The organism is Haloferula luteola, assembly GCF_014201715.1.
Taxonomy (GTDB): Bacteria; Verrucomicrobiota; Verrucomicrobiia; order Verrucomicrobiales; family Akkermansiaceae; genus Haloferula; species Haloferula luteola.
The window spans coordinates 112797-132287 of the sequence record NZ_JACHFD010000005.1 but is presented as its reverse complement, the minus strand read 5'-3'; the positions used below and the strand labels follow the sequence as shown (position 1 = coordinate 132287).

The 19491-nt window shown below is 58.5% G+C and carries 28 protein-coding genes; 3 read left to right on the top strand and 25 right to left on the bottom strand.

The features are described 5' to 3' along the window. The first annotated feature begins 10 nt into the window (after positions 1-10). Positions 11-1093 carry a type IV pilus twitching motility protein PilT gene (locus HNR46_RS06680; protein ID WP_184017069.1) on the top strand — a complete coding sequence of 361 codons (1083 nt, stop codon included), beginning with the start codon at positions 11-13 and terminating at the stop codon, positions 1091-1093. Between the two features lie 41 nt (positions 1094-1134). Beyond that, positions 1135-2244 (top strand): type IV pilus twitching motility protein PilT, encoded by a 1110-nt coding sequence (locus HNR46_RS06675; RefSeq protein ID WP_184017067.1) that lies wholly within the window; start codon positions 1135-1137, stop codon positions 2242-2244. 61 nt (positions 2245-2305) lie between these two features. Here HNR46_RS06675 and HNR46_RS06670 read toward each other — a convergent pair whose 3' ends face one another. Next, positions 2306-3274 (bottom strand): hypothetical protein, encoded by a 969-nt coding sequence (locus HNR46_RS06670; protein WP_184017065.1) that lies wholly within the window; start codon positions 3272-3274, stop codon positions 2306-2308. A 132-nt stretch (positions 3275-3406) separates the two neighbouring features. On the opposite strand from HNR46_RS06670, the gene HNR46_RS06665 reads away from it, so the two are divergent. Beyond that, entirely contained in the window at positions 3407-4447 is a 1041-nt protein-coding gene (locus HNR46_RS06665; RefSeq protein ID WP_184017062.1) for an N-acetylmuramoyl-L-alanine amidase family protein, read from the top strand. Between the two features lie 18 nt (positions 4448-4465). Here HNR46_RS06665 and map read toward each other — a convergent pair whose 3' ends face one another. The 24 genes from map to fusA form a co-directional block, all read right to left on the bottom strand. Beyond that, the gene (gene map, locus HNR46_RS06660; protein WP_184017061.1) at positions 4466-5266 is read right to left on the bottom strand and encodes a type I methionyl aminopeptidase; all 801 of its coding nucleotides are present in this window, start codon (positions 5264-5266) and stop codon (positions 4466-4468) included. Continuing rightward, on the bottom strand, positions 5250-5912 hold the full coding sequence (locus tag HNR46_RS06655) for an adenylate kinase family protein (RefSeq protein WP_184017059.1): 663 nt from the start codon (positions 5910-5912) through the stop codon (positions 5250-5252). Before HNR46_RS06655 ends, map begins: the two co-directional genes overlap by 17 nt. A 16-nt stretch (positions 5913-5928) precedes the next feature. Beyond that, the gene (gene secY, locus HNR46_RS06650; protein WP_184017057.1) at positions 5929-7440 is read right to left on the bottom strand and encodes a preprotein translocase subunit SecY; all 1512 of its coding nucleotides are present in this window, start codon (positions 7438-7440) and stop codon (positions 5929-5931) included. Positions 7441-7540: 100 nt separating this feature from the next. Beyond that, complete coding sequence (gene rplO, locus HNR46_RS06645) at positions 7541-7984, bottom strand: 50S ribosomal protein L15 (protein WP_184017055.1); 444 nt, start codon at positions 7982-7984, stop codon at positions 7541-7543. A gap of 42 nt (positions 7985-8026) precedes the next feature. Continuing rightward, positions 8027-8611, bottom strand: a complete 585-nt coding sequence (gene rpsE, locus HNR46_RS06640) for a 30S ribosomal protein S5 (protein ID WP_184017053.1) — start codon at positions 8609-8611, stop codon at positions 8027-8029. Between the two features lie 21 nt (positions 8612-8632). Further along, complete coding sequence (gene rplR / locus HNR46_RS06635) at positions 8633-8989, bottom strand: 50S ribosomal protein L18 (RefSeq protein ID WP_221285048.1); 357 nt, start codon at positions 8987-8989, stop codon at positions 8633-8635. Between the two features lie 23 nt (positions 8990-9012). Continuing rightward, the gene (rplF, locus tag HNR46_RS06630) at positions 9013-9552 is read right to left on the bottom strand and encodes a 50S ribosomal protein L6 (RefSeq protein ID WP_184017051.1); all 540 of its coding nucleotides are present in this window, start codon (positions 9550-9552) and stop codon (positions 9013-9015) included. Positions 9553-9580: 28 nt separating this feature from the next. Then, on the bottom strand, positions 9581-9979 hold the full coding sequence (rpsH, locus tag HNR46_RS06625) for a 30S ribosomal protein S8 (protein ID WP_184017049.1): 399 nt from the start codon (positions 9977-9979) through the stop codon (positions 9581-9583). Between the two features lie 24 nt (positions 9980-10003). Continuing rightward, positions 10004-10582: a 50S ribosomal protein L5 gene (gene rplE / locus HNR46_RS06620; protein WP_184017047.1), complete on the bottom strand. Its 579-nt coding sequence runs from the start codon at positions 10580-10582 to the stop codon at positions 10004-10006. A gap of 68 nt (positions 10583-10650) precedes the next feature. Further along, positions 10651-10875 (bottom strand): 50S ribosomal protein L24, encoded by a 225-nt coding sequence (rplX, locus tag HNR46_RS06615; protein ID WP_184017045.1) that lies wholly within the window; start codon positions 10873-10875, stop codon positions 10651-10653. Positions 10876-10895: 20 nt separating this feature from the next. After that, on the bottom strand, positions 10896-11261 hold the full coding sequence (gene rplN, locus HNR46_RS06610) for a 50S ribosomal protein L14 (RefSeq protein ID WP_184017043.1): 366 nt from the start codon (positions 11259-11261) through the stop codon (positions 10896-10898). A gap of 38 nt (positions 11262-11299) precedes the next feature. After that, positions 11300-11569 (bottom strand): 30S ribosomal protein S17, encoded by a 270-nt coding sequence (gene rpsQ, locus HNR46_RS06605; RefSeq protein ID WP_184017041.1) that lies wholly within the window; start codon positions 11567-11569, stop codon positions 11300-11302. Positions 11570-11595: 26 nt separating this feature from the next. Continuing rightward, positions 11596-11796: a 50S ribosomal protein L29 gene (rpmC, locus tag HNR46_RS06600; RefSeq protein WP_184017039.1), complete on the bottom strand. Its 201-nt coding sequence runs from the start codon at positions 11794-11796 to the stop codon at positions 11596-11598. Between the two features lie 7 nt (positions 11797-11803). Continuing rightward, positions 11804-12223 (bottom strand): 50S ribosomal protein L16, encoded by a 420-nt coding sequence (gene rplP / locus HNR46_RS06595; RefSeq protein ID WP_184017037.1) that lies wholly within the window; start codon positions 12221-12223, stop codon positions 11804-11806. Between the two features lie 36 nt (positions 12224-12259). Further along, positions 12260-12961: a 30S ribosomal protein S3 gene (rpsC, locus tag HNR46_RS06590; RefSeq protein ID WP_184017035.1), complete on the bottom strand. Its 702-nt coding sequence runs from the start codon at positions 12959-12961 to the stop codon at positions 12260-12262. Between the two features lie 25 nt (positions 12962-12986). After that, entirely contained in the window at positions 12987-13373 is a 387-nt protein-coding gene (gene rplV, locus HNR46_RS06585; protein WP_184017033.1) for a 50S ribosomal protein L22, read from the bottom strand. 37 nt (positions 13374-13410) lie between these two features. Then, positions 13411-14121, bottom strand: coding sequence for a hypothetical protein (locus tag HNR46_RS06580; RefSeq protein ID WP_184017031.1), 711 nt, complete (start codon positions 14119-14121; stop codon positions 13411-13413). A gap of 33 nt (positions 14122-14154) precedes the next feature. Beyond that, a complete protein-coding gene (gene rpsS / locus HNR46_RS06575; protein ID WP_184017029.1) occupies positions 14155-14424 on the bottom strand; it encodes a 30S ribosomal protein S19 in 270 nt (89 codons plus the stop codon). A gap of 25 nt (positions 14425-14449) precedes the next feature. Then, on the bottom strand, positions 14450-15292 hold the full coding sequence (gene rplB, locus HNR46_RS06570) for a 50S ribosomal protein L2 (RefSeq protein WP_184017027.1): 843 nt from the start codon (positions 15290-15292) through the stop codon (positions 14450-14452). 44 nt (positions 15293-15336) lie between these two features. Further along, positions 15337-15621: a 50S ribosomal protein L23 gene (gene rplW / locus HNR46_RS06565; protein WP_184017025.1), complete on the bottom strand. Its 285-nt coding sequence runs from the start codon at positions 15619-15621 to the stop codon at positions 15337-15339. A 23-nt stretch (positions 15622-15644) separates the two neighbouring features. Beyond that, complete coding sequence (gene rplD, locus HNR46_RS06560; RefSeq protein ID WP_184017023.1) at positions 15645-16253, bottom strand: 50S ribosomal protein L4; 609 nt, start codon at positions 16251-16253, stop codon at positions 15645-15647. 33 nt (positions 16254-16286) lie between these two features. Next, entirely contained in the window at positions 16287-16922 is a 636-nt protein-coding gene (gene rplC / locus HNR46_RS06555) for a 50S ribosomal protein L3 (protein WP_184017021.1), read from the bottom strand. 52 nt (positions 16923-16974) lie between these two features. Then, a complete protein-coding gene (gene rpsJ / locus HNR46_RS06550) occupies positions 16975-17283 on the bottom strand; it encodes a 30S ribosomal protein S10 (RefSeq protein ID WP_184017019.1) in 309 nt (102 codons plus the stop codon). Between the two features lie 43 nt (positions 17284-17326). Beyond that, a complete protein-coding gene (gene fusA / locus HNR46_RS06545) occupies positions 17327-19468 on the bottom strand; it encodes an elongation factor G (protein WP_184017017.1) in 2142 nt (713 codons plus the stop codon). Positions 19469-19491 lie beyond the last annotated feature (23 nt).

Below are 19491 nucleotides of genomic sequence, written 5' to 3'. Positions count from 1 at the left end.
CATCGACCTCATGTCCGAACACCAAGTGCTCGATCACGTGGACCAGTATCTCCGCCTTGGGCGTGAGTATAGCTGCTCCGACATTCACCTTCCGACTGCCTATCCTCCCGCTTGGAGACGCTTTGGCCAACTCCAGCCCATTTGGGACGATCATCCCCCGCTTAGCGCCGAGGACACCGAGCGCCTTGCCCGTTCGTTCCTTGAGGAACGGGAATGGAAGCGCTTGCAAGAAAAGGGCGACGTCGACTTCGCCTACTCGAACGAAGAAGGACGTTTCCGTGCATCCGTCGTGAAACAGCGTCTCGGTTACGATATGGTTTTCCGGATCATCGATTCTGAAATCCGTGACATCGAGACCCTAGGCTTGCCTCTCGAGCACTTGCGCCCATTGACCCGTTACCACAACGGCCTCATCCTCGTGACCGGTGCCGTGGGCTCGGGCAAATCGACCACCCTCGCAGCACTGGTGGATTTCATCAACCGCGACCGTGAAGATCACATCCTCACCCTTGAGGACCCCATCGAGTACGTCTTCGAATCGAAAGGTTGCCACGTCAATCAGCGCGAAGTTCACCTTCACACCGAATCCTTCGCCAAGGCCCTGCGTGGAGCCCTGCGGGAGGACCCGGACGTCATCATGGTCGGGGAAATGCGCGACCTGGAGACGATTCAGCTCGCCCTCACCGCTGCTGAAACGGGCCACTTGGTGCTGGGAACCCTGCACACCGGGAATGCCCCTCGGACACTCGACCGGATTCTCGACGTGTTCCCCACTGACCAACGGGACCAAATCCGGATCATGGTCTCTGAATCGCTGCGAGGAGTGCTTTCCCAACAGCTCGTTCCCCGGGCCGATGGTCAAGGTCGAGCTCTCGCCCTCGAGCTTCTCGTCAACACCCCCGCCGTCGGCAACTGCATTCGGGAGGGCAAGACCTTCATGCTCCCCGGCGTCATGCAAACCGGCAAAAACGTCGGAATGATCACCATGGATGAGTCGCTTCGGCAGCTCTACATCAAGGGACTCATCTCCCAGGAAGAAGCCTACTACCGGGCCGAAGACAAAAACCAAATGGCTTCGTTCTTCCAATCCTGAGCCCTCACCACTGAGCCAAAAACCTTTTACGACCTCATCCCATGGCCGAAATCGACCGACTTTTCCAATACCTCGTTTCCAGTGGTGGCTCGGACCTCCACCTTGCCGAGGGCCAGGCGCCGAAGACCCGCGTCCACGGTGCCGTCACCCCAATCCCTGATGAACCCATTCTTGAGCACGACACGATTCGTCGCATGCTTGAGGAAATCTGCGATCCCAAGGCTTTCGAGCACTACCTCGAATCCGGCGACCTCGACTTTGCCTATGAAATGGACGAAGAATCCCGATTCCGCTGCAACTACCTGAAGCAGAAAAATGGATTGGGAGCCGTGTTCCGTCTCATTCCGACCGAAATCATGACCATGGAACAGCTCGGTGTTCCGGAAGTGGTCAAACGCTTCGCGCAAATCCGCTCCGGCCTCATCCTCGTCACCGGTCCCACCGGTTCCGGGAAATCAACGACCCTGGCGGCGATCCTCGACTACATCAACACGAACTTCAACCGGCACATCATCACCATCGAAGAGCCAATCGAGTTCGTGCACCGCAACAAAAGTTCGATTTTCACCCAACGCGAGGTGCCCATCCAAACTCCCTCCTTCGCCGATGGCCTCCGTGCCGCACTGCGGGAAGACGCGGACATCGTTCTGGTGGGTGAAATGCGGGACCTGGAAACCATCTCCCTCGCGCTCACCGCAGCTGAAACCGGCCTTCTCGTCTTCGGTACGCTGCACACCAACAACGCACGAAAGACCGTTGACCGGATCATCGACGTCTTCCCTGCCGACCAGCAATCTCAAGTTCGCACCATGCTTGCGGCCTCACTCCGTGGGGTGCTTGCCCAGCTGCTCTGCAAGCGAGTCGACAAGCCCGGTCGGACCGCCGTCCACGAAATCATGTTCGCCACCCCTGCGGTCGCGGCCATCATTCGGGAAGGTGCGACCCAGAAGCTCTACGACGTCATCACCGGCGGTAAGGGCGAGGGTATGCAGTTCATGGACGAATCCATTTGGCAGCGCCTCCAGTCCGGCATGATCTCGCCGCAAGAGGCCTACATGAAGGCCATCGACAAGACCCGCTTCAAACCCTTCCTTCCCAAGGAACTGGAGCACTTGGGTGACGCCTCCGGCGAAAGCCCTGTCGGTCACTGATATTCCGCCTCGATTCTTTTCCATCGTCCTCCCGGTCCATCACCGCGGAGGACGTTTTTTTTTATCCCCCCAGCGTTCCCTTGGAGGCCCCTGGGGTAGGTCCCGGGATCTGAGGCTGTGGTGCCGCAGCTCCCACAGGCATCTTGGGTGTCACATCCGCATAGATTCCGACTCCCGCCATCGCCAACAGCCCCACCAACCCAGCGTATCCGATCGACATCGCCGTGGTAATCCCAACCACAAATGGGGTGAAAAACAGCAGTCCCAAAACCATGTAGCTTGGCTTCACCTCGAACGCGTGAATCACCAATCGCAATCGCGAGCGACCCAGCGCCAGTCCCAACGTCGTGAAGCAAAAGATCCCAGCGACGGCATTGAGATTCCACATCACCCCCACCTCGTCCTCGACCAAAAACAACATCAGAGAAATGAAAACTGATGCCATGGACGATCCAACAAACAAGATCATGGCCATCACGCGGGCTCCCAAACCTTTGAACGAGGAAGCTCCAATGGCGCCCGCAGAAAAAATCGCTGACCACCCAAGTACCGTCAGAGTGCAGGCCAGATCGTCCACCAACTCAATCGCACCCACCTGATAGCGAACCAACACATAGGGCAACAGAGAGGACAAGGTCAGAACACACAGCGACCAAAGACTCAGAAACTTCCCGCGCACCACGGACCAGCGCGACAACTTCGTGAGCAAGAGCAACTCATGATTCCCTTCTTCCAACTCCTGTCCCATCAAAATCAACCCCGCCGCAGGCATCACCACCCCACAAACCGCACCGATCACCCACCACAGCGGACCCGAATCCACCAGAATTTGAAGATTCAACATCCCTGCCGGCACCGACAACGAAGGCACCCGCCCACCCTGAAATTCGACGAGAATCGCCGCCACTGCCAGCACATGCACCGCCAGAAAAGGGACGATGAAGCTGCCCCTCCGCAGATTTTGCCGCATTTCCTTCACCAGCATCGAACCAAAGAAATCCGGCAGGTCTTCACTCGCCCTACTGTGCATGCTTCATGCTTCCGCCAAGAAGCTCGTCACGACAAGAAAACATCCCCTTTCTCAAACCAAATCGGATTTGTCATATTCCCCGCTTCACAGTATCGATCCCCGGTCCCCTGACCTGCCGGATTCTCTTTTACCATGGATCGCCTGATCTCCAGATTCCGCCTGATTCCCCTGATCCTCTTCGCCTGCACCCTGATCGCTCGGGCCGAATGGGAGCAGCGGGAAATCAATGGCCGCGGTTACGTCAGCGTCGAGTCCATCAAGGCCTATTACCAATTCACCTCCCTCAAGCGGACAGGGAAAGGCATCACCCTCGAAGACTCCAAAACCCGCCTCAACCTCTCGGTCGGTGGCGTGGAATGCCTGATGAACGGCATCAAGTTCGTTTTCAGCTACCCTGTCGTCGAGTCCGCCGGAAAATCGTGGATCTCCCGCATCGATTTGGTGAAATTGATTCACCCCGTGCTGAGACCCACGTTCATCGAAAACGCAGGGACCTTCCGCACCGTGATCATCGACCCAGGTCATGGAGGCAAAGACGCCGGTGCTACCAATCGCTATGGAACCGAATCTCGCTATAACCTCCAAGTAGCGAAACTGCTCAAACAGCAACTCGAAGCGGCCCAGTTCAAGGTCGTCATGACCCGCTCTGACGACCATTATCTGACCCTCCAACAACGTGTCGACGTCGCCAACGCCGTTCGCGAAAACGCCATTTTCATCTCGATTCACCACAACTCCGGCCGCTCAGCAGCCCGCGGCATCGAGACCTTTACCCTCTCGCCCGTAGGCGTCGCCCACTACGGTCGCGGACTCAAAGCGAGCGATTTCCGTGCGGCAACCGGGAACTCGCACGACTCCGCCAATGTCGCATTAGCCACGGCGGTTCACGGCATGCTTCTCAGCAAACTCGCCGACAAAACGTCCGGAAAGCAATACACCCTCGATCGTGGGATCAAGCGGGCTCGCTTCAGCGTCTTAACCGGAGTGCGACACCCCTCCATCCTCGTTGAATGCGGCTTCATGACCAATCCCTACGAGGCCAAACTCATTCACGACTCCGGCTATCAAAGGACCTTGGCCAAATTGATCGCCAATGCCGTTTCACGATACCGGTTCGCGGTCGGCCGCCAACCCAGTGCTCCAGCACCCCCCGCCATGAACCGCACGCAATAGTCGATCGAGACCCTGACCTCAAAGGATTCCCAGAATCTCCGGCGTCGCTTCGCGCGGGCGGGCCGTCAGCAGCTCAGCCTCACCCTCCGTGATCAACACGGTGTGCTCAAAGTGGGCAGACATCTTTCGATCCGCAGTGATCACCGTCCAGCCATCGTCCAAAATTCGAACCGAGGCGGTACCGGCATTCACCATCGGCTCAATCGCCAGCACCATTCCAGGCTCCAAAATGGGCGTCTTCCCCACGGGTCGGTAATTCGGAACCTGAGGCTCTTCATGGAGTTCACGCCCCACACCGTGCCCAACAAACTCCCTCACCACCGTAAAGCCTTGAGGTTTGACATAGGCTTCCACCGCACCGCAGACGTCGGCGAGCCGATTCCCGGCCCGAGCGAGCGCAATCGCTTCAAACAATGACTGCTCGGTCACCGCCAACAAACGCTTGGTCGTCAAATCAACCTCTCCAACAGGAACCGTCGTGGCGTTGTCACCGATCCAGCCGTCCTTCAGGACCCCCACATCAATCTTGATGATGTCACCCATCTGCAAGACACGAGGCCCACCGATTCCGTGGACCACCTCTTCGTTGACCGACAGGCAGGTGTATCCCGGGAAACCGCGATAACCCAAAAACGCACTCTTGCTCCCGCTCTCCTTCATCCGAGCTGCCGCGAGCTCATCAAGCTCACGGGTCGTCACGCCGGGAACCACCGCCGCCGCCATCTCACAAAGGATCTGACTGGCAAGCGCACCCGCCACCCGCATGCCTTCGATGTCAGCTGCGGACTTGATCCGGATTCTTTTACGCCTCTTGGCCATCTTGAATAAATCGTTGAATTTGCTCCCGGATCCCATCTGCCACCACCTCGATGCCTCCTGTCGCTTCCGCTCGAATCAGACGATCAAGTCCGGCATATCTTTCGATCACCGGCACCGCGTGCAAGACGAACTCGTCAAACCGGTGGAGAAAATTGTCAAGATCGTCATCGGCACGCGGCCCCGCAGGACCTCCACATTTTGGACACCTTCCCGCGACACTGTCGCAACGCCGTCCTGACCAGCGGCAATCGGGGCACTCGACCCGATCATGAATCCGGGCGATCAGGTCCTCTTTCGGAACATCAAGAGCGACCGCAGCATCGACTTCACAGTCGACCTTCGCCAACCAGTCGCGGAGAAAATTATCCTGAACCAGAGTTCTTGGAAATCCATCCAAAACCCAACCTGTCGCATGGTGGGTCTGGAGCCAAGGCTCAAGAATCTGGCACATGGTCCCATCGGCAATGTAGCCACCACGCGCCAAGATCGGCCGGATCTCTTCTGAAAGTGTTCCCCCTTGCTCAAGGGCCTCCCTCAAAAGGGCACCCGTACTCAAATAGGCGAGGCCCTCTCTCTCGGCAATCCGGCGCCCCTGCGTGCCTTTTCCAGACGCAGGGGGACCTAGAAGGATCAGCCTCAGAGGCATCGCTTCGAGTGGCACATCAGCCCTTGGCGAACCAAGCAACTGCTCCAACGATCAGGAGAATCCCGATCACCGTCCACAAGAACACCAGCGCGCTGCTGGAACCCGTGGACGATCCACCTTGGGCCATGCGGTCATAGCGTCCCTTCAGTTTTCCTTTGCGGAGGAAACCATCGTAGTGGCGCTGCAGGAGGTGGGTTTCAACCTGACGCATGGTATCCAGCACCACGCCGACCAAAATCAGCAGGGAAGTACCACCGAAGAATTGCAACACCATCGAACCCGGAGGCAGGCCAACAAACTTCGCGATGGTCGCAGGAAGCAGGAAAATAGCGGTCAGGAAAATCGCACCGGCAAAGGTCAAGCGAGTCATCGTGAAGTCGAGGAACTCAGCCGTAGGCTTGCCCGGACGAACGCCCGGAATGTAGCCACCATTGCGCTTGAGATCTTCAGAGATCTGAGACGGCTGGAACATGGTGGCCACCCAGAAATAGGAGAAGAAGAAGATGAAAATGGCACCTAGCACATAATACCAGTAACCACCCGCCAAAGCTGCCTGGAGCTTGTGCGCCCAAGCCGCCGTCGGGAAAATCTGCGCCAGAATCACCGTCGGCAACGACAGCACCGCACTCGCGAAAATGATCGGCATCACCCCCGCATAGTTCACCTTCAACGGGAGGTACTGCGTCTGACCACCGAATTGCTTCCGGCCCACCACACGCTTCGCATACTGGATCGCAATCCGGCGTTGCGCCTGGGTGATCGCAATGGTCCCAGCGATCACCAGCAACAACATGGCGATCATCACCACCAACCAAATCACATCGGTCGCATTGGCATCCTCACGAGCCACGAAGAACTGCCAAGTTTGGAACAAAGCACTCGGCAGCGCCGCAATGATGTTCACCGTAATGATGATCGAGGTGCCGTTGCCAATCCCTCGCTCGGTCATCTGATCGCCAATCCACATCAGCAGCAGCGTTCCCGTCACGATCGTGATCACAGTCAACACCTGCCACATCATGCTCGGATCCGGCACCAAGGGCCGTCCCAACTCTTGAATCACCTTCCCAATGCCTTGCATGTATTGCAACGACTCCGGATTCACCAGCGAACGAGCGACGAACGTTCCTTGAACGAGCGCAATGGCAATCGTCAAATAGCGGGTCATCTGGGTGATCTTCTGCCGACCCCCATCTTCCCGCGAAAGACGCGCCAGCTTGGGCACCACCGCCGTCATCAGCTGGATCATGATCGATGCCGAGATGTAAGGCATGATCCCCAACGCAAAAACCCCGGCCTGCTGCAAGGCACCGCCGGAGAAAATACCCAAAATCGCCTGAAGGCCGCCTTGCTCGGTGGCATCACGGCTTTCTTTCGTATGCTGAACCCAGGCATCGATCACCGTAGCGTCCACGCCGGGAAGCGTCACGTGCACCCCAAGGCGCACGATGATGATCATCGCCAAAGTGAACAGAATGCGGTCGCGGAGCTCGGGTACCTTCCAGGTATTCGCGAATGCGGAAATCATGTTGGTGGATTTGGAAAAAAGACGCGCTCTTTTAAACGCGTCGAGGAAGCGGGCAAGCGCTTCCTCGACGTTTGGAATTCATTCTTGGCTGTGGAACGAATCAGCCTTCCACGGTACCGCCTGCCTGCTCGATCTTCTCACGGGCAGAAGCACTGACAGTGCAGCCCGTGACCGTCAGCTTCTTGCTCAGCTGACCTTGACCGAGAACCTTGACCACATCGCATTGGCGACTGACGGCTCCCTTGGCACGAAGGGCCTCTTCGTTGACCGTTTCACCGGCTTCGAAGAGCTTTTCGAGCTGGGCCACATTGACCACAGACACCTTCGTTTTGAAGTTGAAGTTATTGAAGCCCTTCTTGGGAAGACGGCGGTGAAGGGGCATCTGGCCACCTTCGAAACCCGGACGGACGGAACCCCCGGAGCGAGCCTTTTGGCCCTTATTGCCCTTGCAGGAGGTTTTGCCGTGGCCGGAGCTTTCGCCGCAACCGAGGCGCTTGACCCGGTGCTTGGCTCCCTTGTTCGGCTTGAGAGTGTGAAGTTTCATAATTCGACGTTCTCTGTTGGACGTTCGAGGTGCGATCGAAAATTAGATCGACTCCCCCTTCTTCTTGCCCCGTGCGCCGAGGATCTGATCGCGAGTGCGAAGCAGGGAAAGCGCCTTGAGCGTCGCCTTCACCACATTCGCGTGGTTGGCTGAACCAAGAGACTTGGCCAGCACGTCGCGGATACCGACAGCCTCGCAGACGGCGCGAACGCCACCGCCAGCGATGATCCCAGTTCCGGGAGAGGCGGGCTTCAAAAGCACCTTACCGCCGCCGTATTCGGCGTAGATTTCGTGAGGGATCGTGCCTTCAGTGCCGATATTCATCAGCACCAGAGACTTGCGACCCGCTTCGCTGGCCTTGCGGATGGCATCCGCGACCTCATTCGCCTTGCCGAAGCCGAGGCCAACCTTCCCTTCCTTGTCGCCGATCACGACAAGTGCGGAGAAGCTGAAGCGACGGCCGCCTTTCACGACCTTGGCGCAGCGGTTGATGAAGACGACCTTTTCGGTCACTTCCTTGCCGTCAACTTCAATGGGTTGACGCTCTTCGCGGCGCGGTCCACGACCCCGACCCTCGCGGGGCGGGCGGTTATGAGAGGCGGACGGATTTTCGTTGGTGGTCACCATGACGTTATGCGCGGTCGGAGATTAGAATTGGAGACCGGCTTCCCGGGCTGCTTCGGCAAGTGCCTTGATCTTGCCATGATACAGGTGGCCGCCACGGTCGAAGACCACGGCGCTGACGTTGGCTTCCTTGGCACGCTCGGCGATCAGCTTGCCCACCGAGGTGGCGCAAACAACGTTCGAGGCGCTGGTTTCCACGCTCTTGTCGAGCGTCGAAGCGGAAGCCAGGGTGCGACCGGCGGTATCGTCGATCACTTGGGCGTAGATGTGCTGGTTCGAGTAATGCACGGCCAGACGCGGACGATCGGCGGTTCCGGCAACCTTGCGGCGGATCCGCTTGTGAATCCGGCGGCGCACTTCCTTGCGTTTGATTTGACTCATGATGTTGGGGCGGTTGCGGAGTGTTATTTGCCGACGCTCTTACCTTCCTTACGGCGCACGCGCTCGCCTGCGTAGCGAACACCCTTGCCCTTGTAGGGTTCCGGCGGGTAGTAACCGCGGACTTCGGCTGCGAATTGACCGACCTTTTGCTTATCGATGCCTTCGACCTTGATCTTGGTGTTGTCAGCAACACTGACCGTCAGATCGGCCGGGATCGGGTGAAGAATCGGGTGGGACTTACCAAGCGACAGGTCAAGATCCTGGCCCTTGACTGCGGCACGCATACCCACACCTTGAATCTCCAGCTCCTTGATGAAGCCCTGGCTGACGCCGGTGATCATGTTGTTGACGATGCTGCGAACGGTGCCGTGAAGCGCGCGGTGCTCGCGCTGCTCAGTGGCGCGGGAGACAACCACAGAGCCATCTTCCTCCTTCACATGAATGCCCTGCGGGAGGGCGAAGTCGAGCTTGCCCTTCGGGCCTTCGACTTGAACGGTGCTTCCGCTCACACTCACCTTCACCTTTTCGGGAAGGGAAATGGGCTTCAATCCAACTCGTGACATGGTTCTATTTCCTTTCTCGGGTTGGGGTTTACCAAACGTTGGCGATGATCTCGCCGCCCAGCTTGGAGCGCTTGGCGGTGGCACCGGACATCACCCCTTTCGAGGTGGACACGATCGCGATGCCGAGTCCATTGAGGACGCGAGGGATGTCTTCCGAGCCGGAGTAAACCCGGCGGCCTGGCTTGGAAACACGCTTGAGGTCGGTCAGCACGGGGCGACCATCGACATAGCGGGCCTTCACCTTGATTTCGGGGAACTTACCGGTCGTAACGACCTCGTAGTTCCAGATGTAACCTTCTTCCTGAAGAATCTTGGCGATGTCCGCCTTGATCCGGGAGTAAGGAGCGGTGAATTCCTCGTTACCCGCCCGGCAGCAGTTTTTGAAACGGGTCAGGAAATCGGAAATGGGGTCTGAAAGAACAGCCATGGTAATCTATCGGTTCGGGGTCGTTCAGGCGGCGGCACCTTCTTCGGCGGCCTTGGCGGTGTCACGGAACGGCAGGCCGAGCTCGGAAAGGAGCGACTTGCCTTCGGCATCCGTCTTGGCGGTGGTCACGAAGATCAGGTCGAAACCGATCTGGCGCTTGATTTGATCGAGCTCGATTTCCGGGAAAATCGACTGGTCGGCGAAACCGACAGCATAGTTGCCGCGGCCATCAAATCCCTTCGAGCCGATGCCACGGAAGTCGCGGATGTTCGGCGAGGTGATGTTGATGAAACGGTAGAGGAACTCCCACATGCGCTCACCGCGGAGGGTGACGCGAGCACCGAGCGGCTCACCCGCACGGAGCTTGAAGTTGGCAACTGCCTTCTTCGAGAAGGTGATCGAAGGCTTTTGTCCGGTGATCTTGGCGATCTCGGAAACAGCGTCATCCACCGCGACCTTCCGGTCGGGGGCCTTGCCCATGCAGGAAGTCACGACGATCTTCTCAAGCTGGGGCACTTGGTGGGGATTGGTGTAGCCGTGCTTCTCGTTGAGAGCCGGCACAACCTTATCCTTGTAGTGTTGTAGCAGGACTGGGGTGCTCATGTTGTTTTAGCGGGTCAGCGCTGGTTTTGCTCGTTGCGCTTAAGCGCGGGCGGGGTCGGCAAGCCGACTCAGCCCAGTTTTTTCACATTGGAAAGGTGGATCGGTCCATCCTGGTCGACGATCCCACCATCGGGATTCTGTTCGGACCGGCGAATGGCCTTTTTCATGGTGCGGGCGCCTTCAACCACGACTTGCTGCTTCTTGGCATTGACGGAAAGAACCTTGCCGCGCTTGCCTTTGCTGCCGCCGGAGATGACTTCGACCTCATCACCCTTTTTGACGTGAGATTTCATGAAATTTCGGTGGTTGAAAGTTAGAGAACCTCGGGAGCGAGGGACACGATTTTCATGAACTGCTTTTCGCGAAGTTCACGGGCAACCGGTCCGAAAATACGGGTTCCCTTGGGGTTGTTGTCCTTGTCGATGACGACAATGGCGTTGTTGTCGAATCGCAACACCGAACCATCGGCGCGACGAATCGGTGCCGCAGTGCGAACGACCACGGCCTTGACCACGGAACCCTTCTTGACCGAAGCGGTCGGGATCGAGTCACGGATGTGGGCAGTGATGATATCACCCACGTTGGCAACGCGGGAGCGGGTTCCGAGAACACCGATCATCTTGGCGGAACGGGCACCGGTGTTGTCGGCGACCGAGACGAGGGATTCCATCTGAATCATGGCTGAAAAGTGGTTGGAGTCTAAGGATCCTAGTTGGATTAGTGGCTGAGAACTTCGGCCACCTTCCAGCGCTTGCTCTTCGACATCGGCCGAGTCTCGACGATGCGAACTTTGTCACCGATCTTGGCGACACCATCTTCGTCATGCACGTAGTACTTCTTGGAGCGCTTGACGATCTTCTTGAACTGCGGGTGCGGAACGCGTGCCACGTGTTCGACAACGATGGTTTTATCCATCTTGTCAGAAACCACGACGCCGACGCGGGTCTTGCGGATGTGCGGACGGGAGTCCTGTTGGGTCTCGCTCATGGCTGGGAGATCAAATGGCTAGGGATTCAGGCCTCTTGGCGGGCGTTGAGGAAAGTCATAGCCCGGGCGAGATCGCGACGGACGGTGCGGATGCGGGCGGTGTTCTCAAGCTGACCCGTCGCTTTTTGCAAGCGCAGAGCGAAGGATTCTTCCTTGAGATCACGAATCTTGGCCTCCAGCTCCTTGGCAGTGAGCTCGGCGAAAGGATGTTTCTTGGTCGTAGCCATGGTTGGATCAGGCGTGGGGGTTGCGGACGACGAAACGGGTCGGAACACCCAGCTTGTAAGAGGCGAGGCGCATGGCTTCGCGAGCTTGGGATTCCGGCACGCCGGCGACTTCGAAGAGCATATTACCAGGGCGAACCACAGCCACCCAGGCATCGACAGCACCCTTACCCTTACCCATCCGGGTTTCAGGAGGACGCGAGGTGATCGACTTGTGAGGGAAGATCCGGATCCACACCTTACCCTTACGCTTGAGGTAACGGTTGATGGCGATACGGCAGGCTTCAATCTGGCGGTTGGTCATCCAGCCGCGGCCGAGGCACTGGAGACCGAAGTCACCGAAAGCGACGGTGGTGCCGCGCTGCGCATTGCCGGCGCGGCTTCCACGGTGAGACTTCCGGAACTTCGTGCGTTTGGGCATCAAAGGCATGACAGGGTCCTCCTAAAATGAGTTAGATGTTCAGATTCAGGCTTGGCCAGCAGGGGCCGAGTTGTTCCGGCGACGGGGACGACGCTCTTGGTTCGGCGAGGGGGCACGCTCGGCCTCCTCCTTCTTGTTCACCCAGCACTTGACGCCAATGACGCCGTAGACGGTGCGGGCTTCAGCAAATCCGTAGTCGAGAGGGACACGAAGCGTTTGCAGCGGCACTTTGCCCTCGCGGTACCACTCAGCACGCGCGATGTCAGCACCACCGAGGCGGCCAGCGCAGCGGATACGGATGCCATCAGCACCGAAATCCATGGTGGTTTGCACCGCGCGCTTCATGGCGCGGCGGAACGAGATCCGGCGCTCAAGTTGCACCGCCACCTGCTCAGCGACCAACTGTGCATCCAGTTCCGGCTTGCGGATCTCGACGATGTCGATCTTGACGTTCGAGTTCTTGCAGATCTTGGCAAGGTCGTTGGTCATGCGCTCGATCTCCGAACCCTTACGACCGATGATCAAACCCGGACGAGAGGTGTGGAGGGTGACACGGACGCTGGCCCAGGCGCGCTCGATGACGACCTTCGAGAGAGCGGCGAATTGGAGGCGATCCTTCAGATACTTCCGGATGCGCAGGTCTTCGTGAAGCTTCTCGGCGTAGTCCTTGCCGGAGGCGTACCACTTCGAGCGCCAGTCTTTATTGACGGCGAGACGGAATCCGATGGGGTTGACTTTCTGGCCCATAGCGAGAGTGAGTTATTAGACGGGATCAGGCGTTGGCTTTGGCGGACACGTTGACCCGCTTTTTCTTCGGAGCTGCTTCCGGAGCTTCGGAAAGCGTGATGAAAATATGGCTGGTGCGCTTGAGGATGGCACCGGCGGACCCACGGGCCCGAGGTTGGAAACGCTTGAGAACCGGACCTGCACCGATCACCGCTTCTTTGACCACAAGGTCATCGGCATTCAGCGAGAAGTTGTTCTCCGCATCCGCCACAGCGGTCTTAAGCGTCTTGTTGATCAGGAAGGCCGCCTTCTTCGGAGTGAAGGCGAGGATATCGAGGGCGGCGGAAACAGGGAGACCCTGGATCTCGCGCGCCACGTCACGTGCCTTCTTCGGCGAGACGCGGACGAATTTGCTGGTGCTCTTGACTTCCATCGGAGTTGAAGGTGAAGGGTTGGCTGGGCCTGTGCGGTTATTCGGTTTCGAGAAGGGCAAGGTCGCCGACACGCACGCCACCCGTTCCGGGCTCGAGCGATTCGACGAAGGCACCGGCGATCGTCGATCGAACATCGGCGATGATGGCGGTGCCATAGGGCTGGTCGCCCCGGTAGAGGCGATAGGTGGATCCGATCCGGGTCTGCTGCTTCTCCCCCACATTGAGGACGAGAAGACCACTCTCCGAATCGATGCTCATCACGTTGGCACGGTTGGCCGTGCCGGACGCCTGAGCGGCGGGGGCGGGCTTGTGGCGCAGTCCGAGGACGACGTCAAGCTCTCTCATGGCGGATTCGACACGAAGTCGCGCCTGAGGGTCGGAAGCCACCGCCTGGCGGAGGTATTCCGTGACGGCTGCGGAGAATCCACTGGCCGAAGTTTCAAGCTGAGTGTTTCGCTCCTCGAGAAGAATGCGGTCGGAAACCGCGTCGAGAAGGCGCTGGTCCCCTCCTTCGAGGAGACTCCCACCCATGGCATTGAGGCGGATCCGGATCTCCGCCAGTTGTTCCGATGCTTCCTTTTCCGCGCGATTGGCAGCGGCGAGGGAATCCCGGAGGGTTTGGTTCTCGGTCTGGAGCTGGGCGATGATGCCCTGGAGTTGGTCCGCATCGCTCCCCTGCCCCACGACCGGACCCACCAGCAGCGCAAGCGCAGCGGGAGCCAAAAGGGTCGTGGAGGAAAGTTTCATGGAGATGCGGACCGTTGACCGAAAACTCAGGGATTACTTCTTACCGATACCTCCGTGAGCACGGAAGATACGGGTCGGTGCAAATTCACCCAGTTTGTGGCCCACCATGTTTTCGGTGACATACACCGGAACAAAGGTTTTGCCGTTGTGGACCGAGAAGTTGAGTCCGACAAAGTCGGGTGTGATCATCGACTTGCGGCTCCAGGTCTTGATCGGCTTCTTGTCGTTGGTTTCGACGGCCTTATCGATCTTGACGAGCAGCTTCTGATCGACAAACGGGCCTTTCTTGAGAGAACGGGGCATGGCTTCTTAAGGTCTAAGTTTAGGCTCAGCGCTTCTTGTTCTTGCGGCGCTCGACAATGAAGGTGCTGGTCGGCTTTTTCGGGTTGCGGGTCTTTTCGCCCTTCGCGTGGCCCCAGGGGCTGAGAAGGTGCTGACGACCACCACCGGACTTCGACTTACCCTCACCACCACCGTTCGGGTGGTCGACAGGGTTCATGCACATCCCGCGGACGGTCGGGCGGGTGCCCTGCCAACGGGTGCGGCCAGCCTTGCCCGAAACCTCGTTCATGTGATCGCGGTTTCCGACCTGACCCACGGTGCAGTAGCACCGGGCATTGAAGCGGCGGATTTCGCCGGAAGGCATCTTGACCAGCGCCCATTCCCCATCGCGGTTGGAGAGGATGGCTTGCTGACCGGCGGCGCGTGCCACCTTGCCACCGGATCCAGGAACCAACTCGATGTTGTGGATCGCGGTGCCGAGAGGAACCTTCGAAAGCGGCAGAGAATTGCCAGGCTTGGGAGCGGCGGATTCGCCGGCCACAACCTTAGCACCAACCTCAAGACCGACAGGAGCCAGGATGTAGCTCTTTTGGCCGTCCTCATATTGGATGAGGGCGATCCGGCAGGTACGGTTCGGATCGTATTCGATGCCGAGAACTTCGGCGGCGACGTCATGCTTGCGGCGCTTGAAGTCGACCAGACGATAGTGGCGCTTGTGACCACCGCCGATGTGGCGGGTGGTGATGCGTCCGGTGTTGTTCCGGCCACCGCTCTTTTTGAGCGGGGTCAGCAACGACTTCTCCGGCGACTTCTTGGTGATTTCGTCGAAGCCCGGAAGCACCTTGTAGCGCTGTGGCGGCGTGTGGGGTTTGAACTCCTTGAGAGACATGGCTCGTTAGGGTGTTGCGCTTGGAAAGCGGGTGAAATGGTGAATTAGACGAGGTCGAGGGTTTCGCCCTCCTTGAGGCGGACGATGGCCTTTTTCCAGTGGGCGGTGCGACCGGCGTCGGCACGACGCTGGCGCTTCAGCTTTCCACACTGGTTGAGGGTGCGGACGGCCTCGACTTTCTTGCCGAGGACCTTTTCAACGGCCTGGGCGATCTCGATCTTGTTGGCCCGGCGATCCACTTCGAGAACAACCTCGTTGTTCAGCTCGTTGAGCATCGTGGCCTTCTCCGAGACACGGACGTTCTTGATGACTTGGTAAAGGTCTTTCATGGCGCGTTTCAGCGGATAGGGCTTCAGGCGGTGCGGGTAGCGAGGGTTTCCAGCGCATCCTCAACGAGGAGCACGGTATTGGCATGGAGGAGCTCTTCCACGTTGACGCTGTCGGCGGTGACCAGCTGGGCCCAACCGACGTTGCGAGCGGCGAGGTAAGTGGCGTCGTCGAAGCTTTTGGCGACCAGCAGCACCTTCTTCGGATCGGCTTCGGAGGAAACCGTCGAGACAAAGGACTTAGTTTTGCCATCAGCGATGGAGAAGGAAGGCAGCACCTTGAGGGTGCCTTCAGCGATGAGATCAGCGAGCACGCGGCGCAAGGCGAGGCGACGGGTATTCTTGGTCACCTTCTTGGAGTAGTCGCGAGGCTTCGGTCCGAAGACCACACCACCTCCGACGAAAATCGGGGCGCGCTTATCGCCGTGACGAGCGTTACCCGTGCCCTTCTGGCGGTAGATCTTCTTGTTGTTCCCGCGGACTTCACCACGGGTTTTGGTGTTCGCGGAGCCGGAGCGGCGGTTGGCGCGGTAGGCAGTCACGAGGTCGTGCACGGCCTGGGAGCCCTTGCCTTCCTCGGCCAGCGTGATCTTGGCGGCCTTGGCGTCGTCAGCAGTGAAAACTTTGGCAGACATGGTCGTTTAGCAATGGTTTCGCCGGATCGAGAATCAGGCAGTCTTCTTCTTGGCGGGGCGGACGGTGACGTAGGCTCCCTTGTGGCCAGGGACGGCACCCGAGACGAGGATCACATTGTCCTCGGCACGGACAGCAACCACCTTGAGGTTCTGAACCGTGCGGCGATCGGTGCCCATGTGCCCGGGCATCTTTTGATTTTTCCAGACGCGGCCCGGGGTCGAGCCCGCGGCGATGGCGCCCGTCCGGCGGTGCATCATCGAACCGTGAGTCTGCTTGAGACCGCCGAATCCGTGGCGCTTCACGGCACCCTGGAAACCGCGACCCTTGGTCGTTCCGATCACATCGATCCATTGACCCGCTTCGAACAGCGCAGCACCAGGATGCTCGGCGGGAACTTCTTCGCCTTCGGCGAAGCGGAATTCCTGCACCTTGTATTTTGGAGAAGCTCCGTGCTTTTTGAAGTGTCCGAGGGCCGGCTTACCGACGCGGAACTCCTTTTTGTCATCGTAGCCGACTTGCACCGCGCTGTAGCCGTCCTTTTCAACGGTCTTGGTTTGCACGATTTCATTACCGCCGACTTCGATCACCGTGACGGGGATCATGGACTGGCTTTCCTCGTCAAACAGACGGGTCATGCCGAGTTTCTTTCCGAGTAGTCCGAGAGACATGGCTAGTGGGAAAATTGGAGATTGAAAGAGATGGGTGATTTCAGGGGCTAACTCAGATGCGGATCGCGATGTCCACACCAGCGGGCAGGTTGAGCTTCTTCAGCTCATCCACCGTGCGGGCGGTCGGGTCAACGATGTCCAACACGCGCTTGTGCGTGCGGATTTCGAACTGCTCTGCGGACTTCTTGTTCACGTGGACCGAGCGGTTCACCGAGAACTTCTCGATGCGAGTCGGAAGCGGAATCGGACCCGCCACCTTGGCGCCGGTGCGCTTGGCGGTCTCGACAATCTCCTGGGCGGAGCGATCGATGGCACGATGATCGAAAGCCCGGAGGCGGATGCGGATCTTTTGGTTTTCCATGGTGTCGGAACGGTGGCGGTTGATTCTTTGAGGATGGCTGGGATCAGCGTTCGTTGACGATCTCTTCGACGATGTTCTGGGGCACTTGCTCGAAGTGCGAGGGGGTCATGGAGTAGGAGGCCCGTCCGGACGACAGCGTGCGAACCGCTGTCGAGTAACCAAACATCTCCTTAAGCGGCACGGCCGCATGGATGATGGCGAGGTTACCCTTCGACTCCATTTGGCCGATTTGGCCACGACGGCGAGAAAGATCCCCCATCACGTCACCCTGGTAGTCATCTGGCGTGGAGACTTCCACACCCATGATGGGCTCCAGAAGGATGGGAGAGGCTTTCTTGAAGCCATCGCGCATGGCGAAAATGGCCGCCATGGTGAAAGCGTTTTCGTTCGAATCCACATCGTGGAACGAACCCCCGAGGACGTCGACGTGGACATCCACGACGGGGTATCCGGCGACGATGCCATTGCTCATGGCCTGCTCGACGCCTTTGAAGACGGCATTGTGATATTCCTTGGGAATCTCTCCGCCGACGATCTGGTTCTCAATGGTGAGACCTTTGCCCTTTTCGTTCGGCTTCATCCGGAGGCGCACGTGGCCATATTGCCCACGGCCACCGGATTGCTTGACGAGCTTACCCTCGCCATCCGCGGCACCCGTGATGGTTTCGCGATAGGCGATTTGGGGAGCTCCGGTGTTGGCCTCGACCTTAAACTCGCGACGCAAACGGTCGACGATGATTTCAAGGTGAAGTTCACCCATCCCGGAAATGATGGTTTGTCCGGTGTCTTCGTCGGTCTTCACGACGAAGGTCGGATCCTCTTCGGACAGGCGCACCAAGGCATTGGCGAGCTTTTCCTGATCCGCTTTGGTCTTCGGCTCGACAGCCATCGAAATGACCGGCTCCGGGAAACTCGGCGGCTCAAGCACCACATCAAAGCCGGGTGCTGCGAGGGTATCACCGGTTTGGACGTTCTTCAGTCCCACCATCGCGGCGATATCACCGGCATGACAAACGTCAATGTCCTGATGAGTATCTGACTGAATCTGAATCAGGCGGCCCACTCGCTCGGATTTGCGAGTGCGAGGATTGTAAATCGTGTCGCCCTTGCGAACGACTCCAGAGTAGACCCGGAAGAAAACAAGCTTTCCGACGAATTTGTCAGCCCAGAGTTTGAAGGCGAGAGCGCAGAACTTTCCTTCATCGGAAGTTGGCACTTCAATCGCATGCTCCTCGTCATCGGGGTCCATTCCCACCGCGGCTGGAATGTCGAGCGGACTGGGAAGGTAATCGAGAACGGCATCCAAGAGGTACTGAACGCCTTTGTTTTTGAAAGCGGATCCACCCGCCACGGGGATCAGTTGATTGGCAATGGTGCAACGCCGCAATGCCTGCTTGGCATCTCCAAGGGTGATTTCCTCTTCGAGGAGGAATTTTTCACCGATGGCTTCGTCGTGATCCGCAAGGAGCGAAATCAACTCCTCGTAGGCTTCTTCGGCGAGGGCAGCCTGCTCTGGTGTGAGATCGGCAACTTCATAAGTTGAGCCGAGCACCTCACTGTCGGAATACACAACTGCCCGGCGGTTGATCACATCAATCTGACCTCGGAGGTTCTCCTCGGAGCCGATGGGAATCAAGATCCGGACAGGCTTGGCATTGAGCTTGGTGCGAATTTCTTCGACGACATTGTCGAAGTTCGCGCCCACCCGGTCCATCTTATTCACGAAGACGATCCGTGGGACCTTGTACTTCGTCGCCTGACGCCAGACCGTTTCCGTTTGGGGCTGGACGCCAGCCACGCCGCAGAAGACGACGATGGCACCATCCAGCACCCGGAGCGAACGCTCGACCTCAGCGGTGAAGTCGACGTGTCCGGGAGTGTCGATGATATTGACGCGGTGCTTAACCCCGTCAAACAACTTGAAGACCCCCTCTTCCTCGTGCTGCCACCAATCGGCGGTGACAGCAGCGGAGGTGATGGTGATCCCGCGCTCGCGCTCCTGCTCCATCCAGTCGGTGGTCGCAGCGCCGTCGTGCACCTCACCGATCTTGTGGATCATCCCCGTGTAGAAGAGGATCCGCTCAGTCAGTGTGGTTTTGCCAGCGTCGATGTGCGCCGCAATCCCAATGTTCCGAGTCCGCTCAAGCGGAAACGGGCGATCGGATGGTGATTGGGCGGAGCTCATCGAATGCGGGCGCGGTAGAGAAG

Excerpts from the sequence above, each read along its gene's own strand:
- rpsC (WP_184017035.1), bottom strand. The coding sequence starts at position 12,961 with ATGGGCCAGAAAGTCAACCCCATCGGATTCCGTCTCGCCGTCAATAAA.
- rplR (WP_221285048.1), bottom strand. The coding sequence starts at position 8,989 with ATGAGTCAAATCAAACGCAAGGAAGTGCGCCGCCGGATTCACAAGCGG.
- HNR46_RS06665 (WP_184017062.1), top strand. The coding sequence starts at position 3,407 with ATGGATCGCCTGATCTCCAGATTCCGCCTGATTCCCCTGATCCTCTTC.
- HNR46_RS06675 (WP_184017067.1), top strand. The coding sequence starts at position 1,135 with ATGGCCGAAATCGACCGACTTTTCCAATACCTCGTTTCCAGTGGTGGC.
- rplX (WP_184017045.1), bottom strand. The coding sequence starts at position 10,875 with ATGAAATCTCACGTCAAAAAGGGTGATGAGGTCGAAGTCATCTCCGGC.
- HNR46_RS06655 (WP_184017059.1), bottom strand. The coding sequence starts at position 5,912 with ATGCCTCTGAGGCTGATCCTTCTAGGTCCCCCTGCGTCTGGAAAAGGC.
- rpsQ (WP_184017041.1), bottom strand. The coding sequence starts at position 11,569 with ATGAGCGAGACCCAACAGGACTCCCGTCCGCACATCCGCAAGACCCGC.
- rplO (WP_184017055.1), bottom strand. The coding sequence starts at position 7,984 with ATGAAACTTCACACTCTCAAGCCGAACAAGGGAGCCAAGCACCGGGTC.
- rplP (WP_184017037.1), bottom strand. The coding sequence starts at position 12,223 with ATGCCTTTGATGCCCAAACGCACGAAGTTCCGGAAGTCTCACCGTGGA.
- rplF (WP_184017051.1), bottom strand. The coding sequence starts at position 9,552 with ATGTCACGAGTTGGATTGAAGCCCATTTCCCTTCCCGAAAAGGTGAAG.
- rpsJ (WP_184017019.1), bottom strand. The coding sequence starts at position 17,283 with ATGGAAAACCAAAAGATCCGCATCCGCCTCCGGGCTTTCGATCATCGT.
- rpmC (WP_184017039.1), bottom strand. The coding sequence starts at position 11,796 with ATGGCTACGACCAAGAAACATCCTTTCGCCGAGCTCACTGCCAAGGAG.
- HNR46_RS06680 (WP_184017069.1), top strand. The coding sequence starts at position 11 with ATGTCCGAACACCAAGTGCTCGATCACGTGGACCAGTATCTCCGCCTT.
- rplE (WP_184017047.1), bottom strand. The coding sequence starts at position 10,582 with ATGAGCACCCCAGTCCTGCTACAACACTACAAGGATAAGGTTGTGCCG.
- rplN (WP_184017043.1), bottom strand. The coding sequence starts at position 11,261 with ATGATTCAGATGGAATCCCTCGTCTCGGTCGCCGACAACACCGGTGCC.
- rplW (WP_184017025.1), bottom strand. The coding sequence starts at position 15,621 with ATGAAAGACCTTTACCAAGTCATCAAGAACGTCCGTGTCTCGGAGAAG.
- rpsH (WP_184017049.1), bottom strand. The coding sequence starts at position 9,979 with ATGGCTGTTCTTTCAGACCCCATTTCCGATTTCCTGACCCGTTTCAAA.
- rpsS (WP_184017029.1), bottom strand. The coding sequence starts at position 14,424 with ATGCCCCGTTCTCTCAAGAAAGGCCCGTTTGTCGATCAGAAGCTGCTC.
- fusA (WP_184017017.1), bottom strand. The coding sequence starts at position 19,468 with ATGAGCTCCGCCCAATCACCATCCGATCGCCCGTTTCCGCTTGAGCGG.
- rplC (WP_184017021.1), bottom strand. The coding sequence starts at position 16,922 with ATGTCTCTCGGACTACTCGGAAAGAAACTCGGCATGACCCGTCTGTTT.
- rplV (WP_184017033.1), bottom strand. The coding sequence starts at position 13,373 with ATGGAAGTCAAGAGCACCAGCAAATTCGTCCGCGTCTCGCCGAAGAAG.
- rplB (WP_184017027.1), bottom strand. The coding sequence starts at position 15,292 with ATGTCTCTCAAGGAGTTCAAACCCCACACGCCGCCACAGCGCTACAAG.
- secY (WP_184017057.1), bottom strand. The coding sequence starts at position 7,440 with ATGATTTCCGCATTCGCGAATACCTGGAAGGTACCCGAGCTCCGCGAC.
- HNR46_RS06670 (WP_184017065.1), bottom strand. The coding sequence starts at position 3,274 with ATGCACAGTAGGGCGAGTGAAGACCTGCCGGATTTCTTTGGTTCGATG.
- rpsE (WP_184017053.1), bottom strand. The coding sequence starts at position 8,611 with ATGGTGACCACCAACGAAAATCCGTCCGCCTCTCATAACCGCCCGCCC.
- rplD (WP_184017023.1), bottom strand. The coding sequence starts at position 16,253 with ATGTCTGCCAAAGTTTTCACTGCTGACGACGCCAAGGCCGCCAAGATC.
- map (WP_184017061.1), bottom strand. The coding sequence starts at position 5,266 with ATGGCCAAGAGGCGTAAAAGAATCCGGATCAAGTCCGCAGCTGACATC.
- HNR46_RS06580 (WP_184017031.1), bottom strand. The coding sequence starts at position 14,121 with ATGAAACTTTCCTCCACGACCCTTTTGGCTCCCGCTGCGCTTGCGCTG.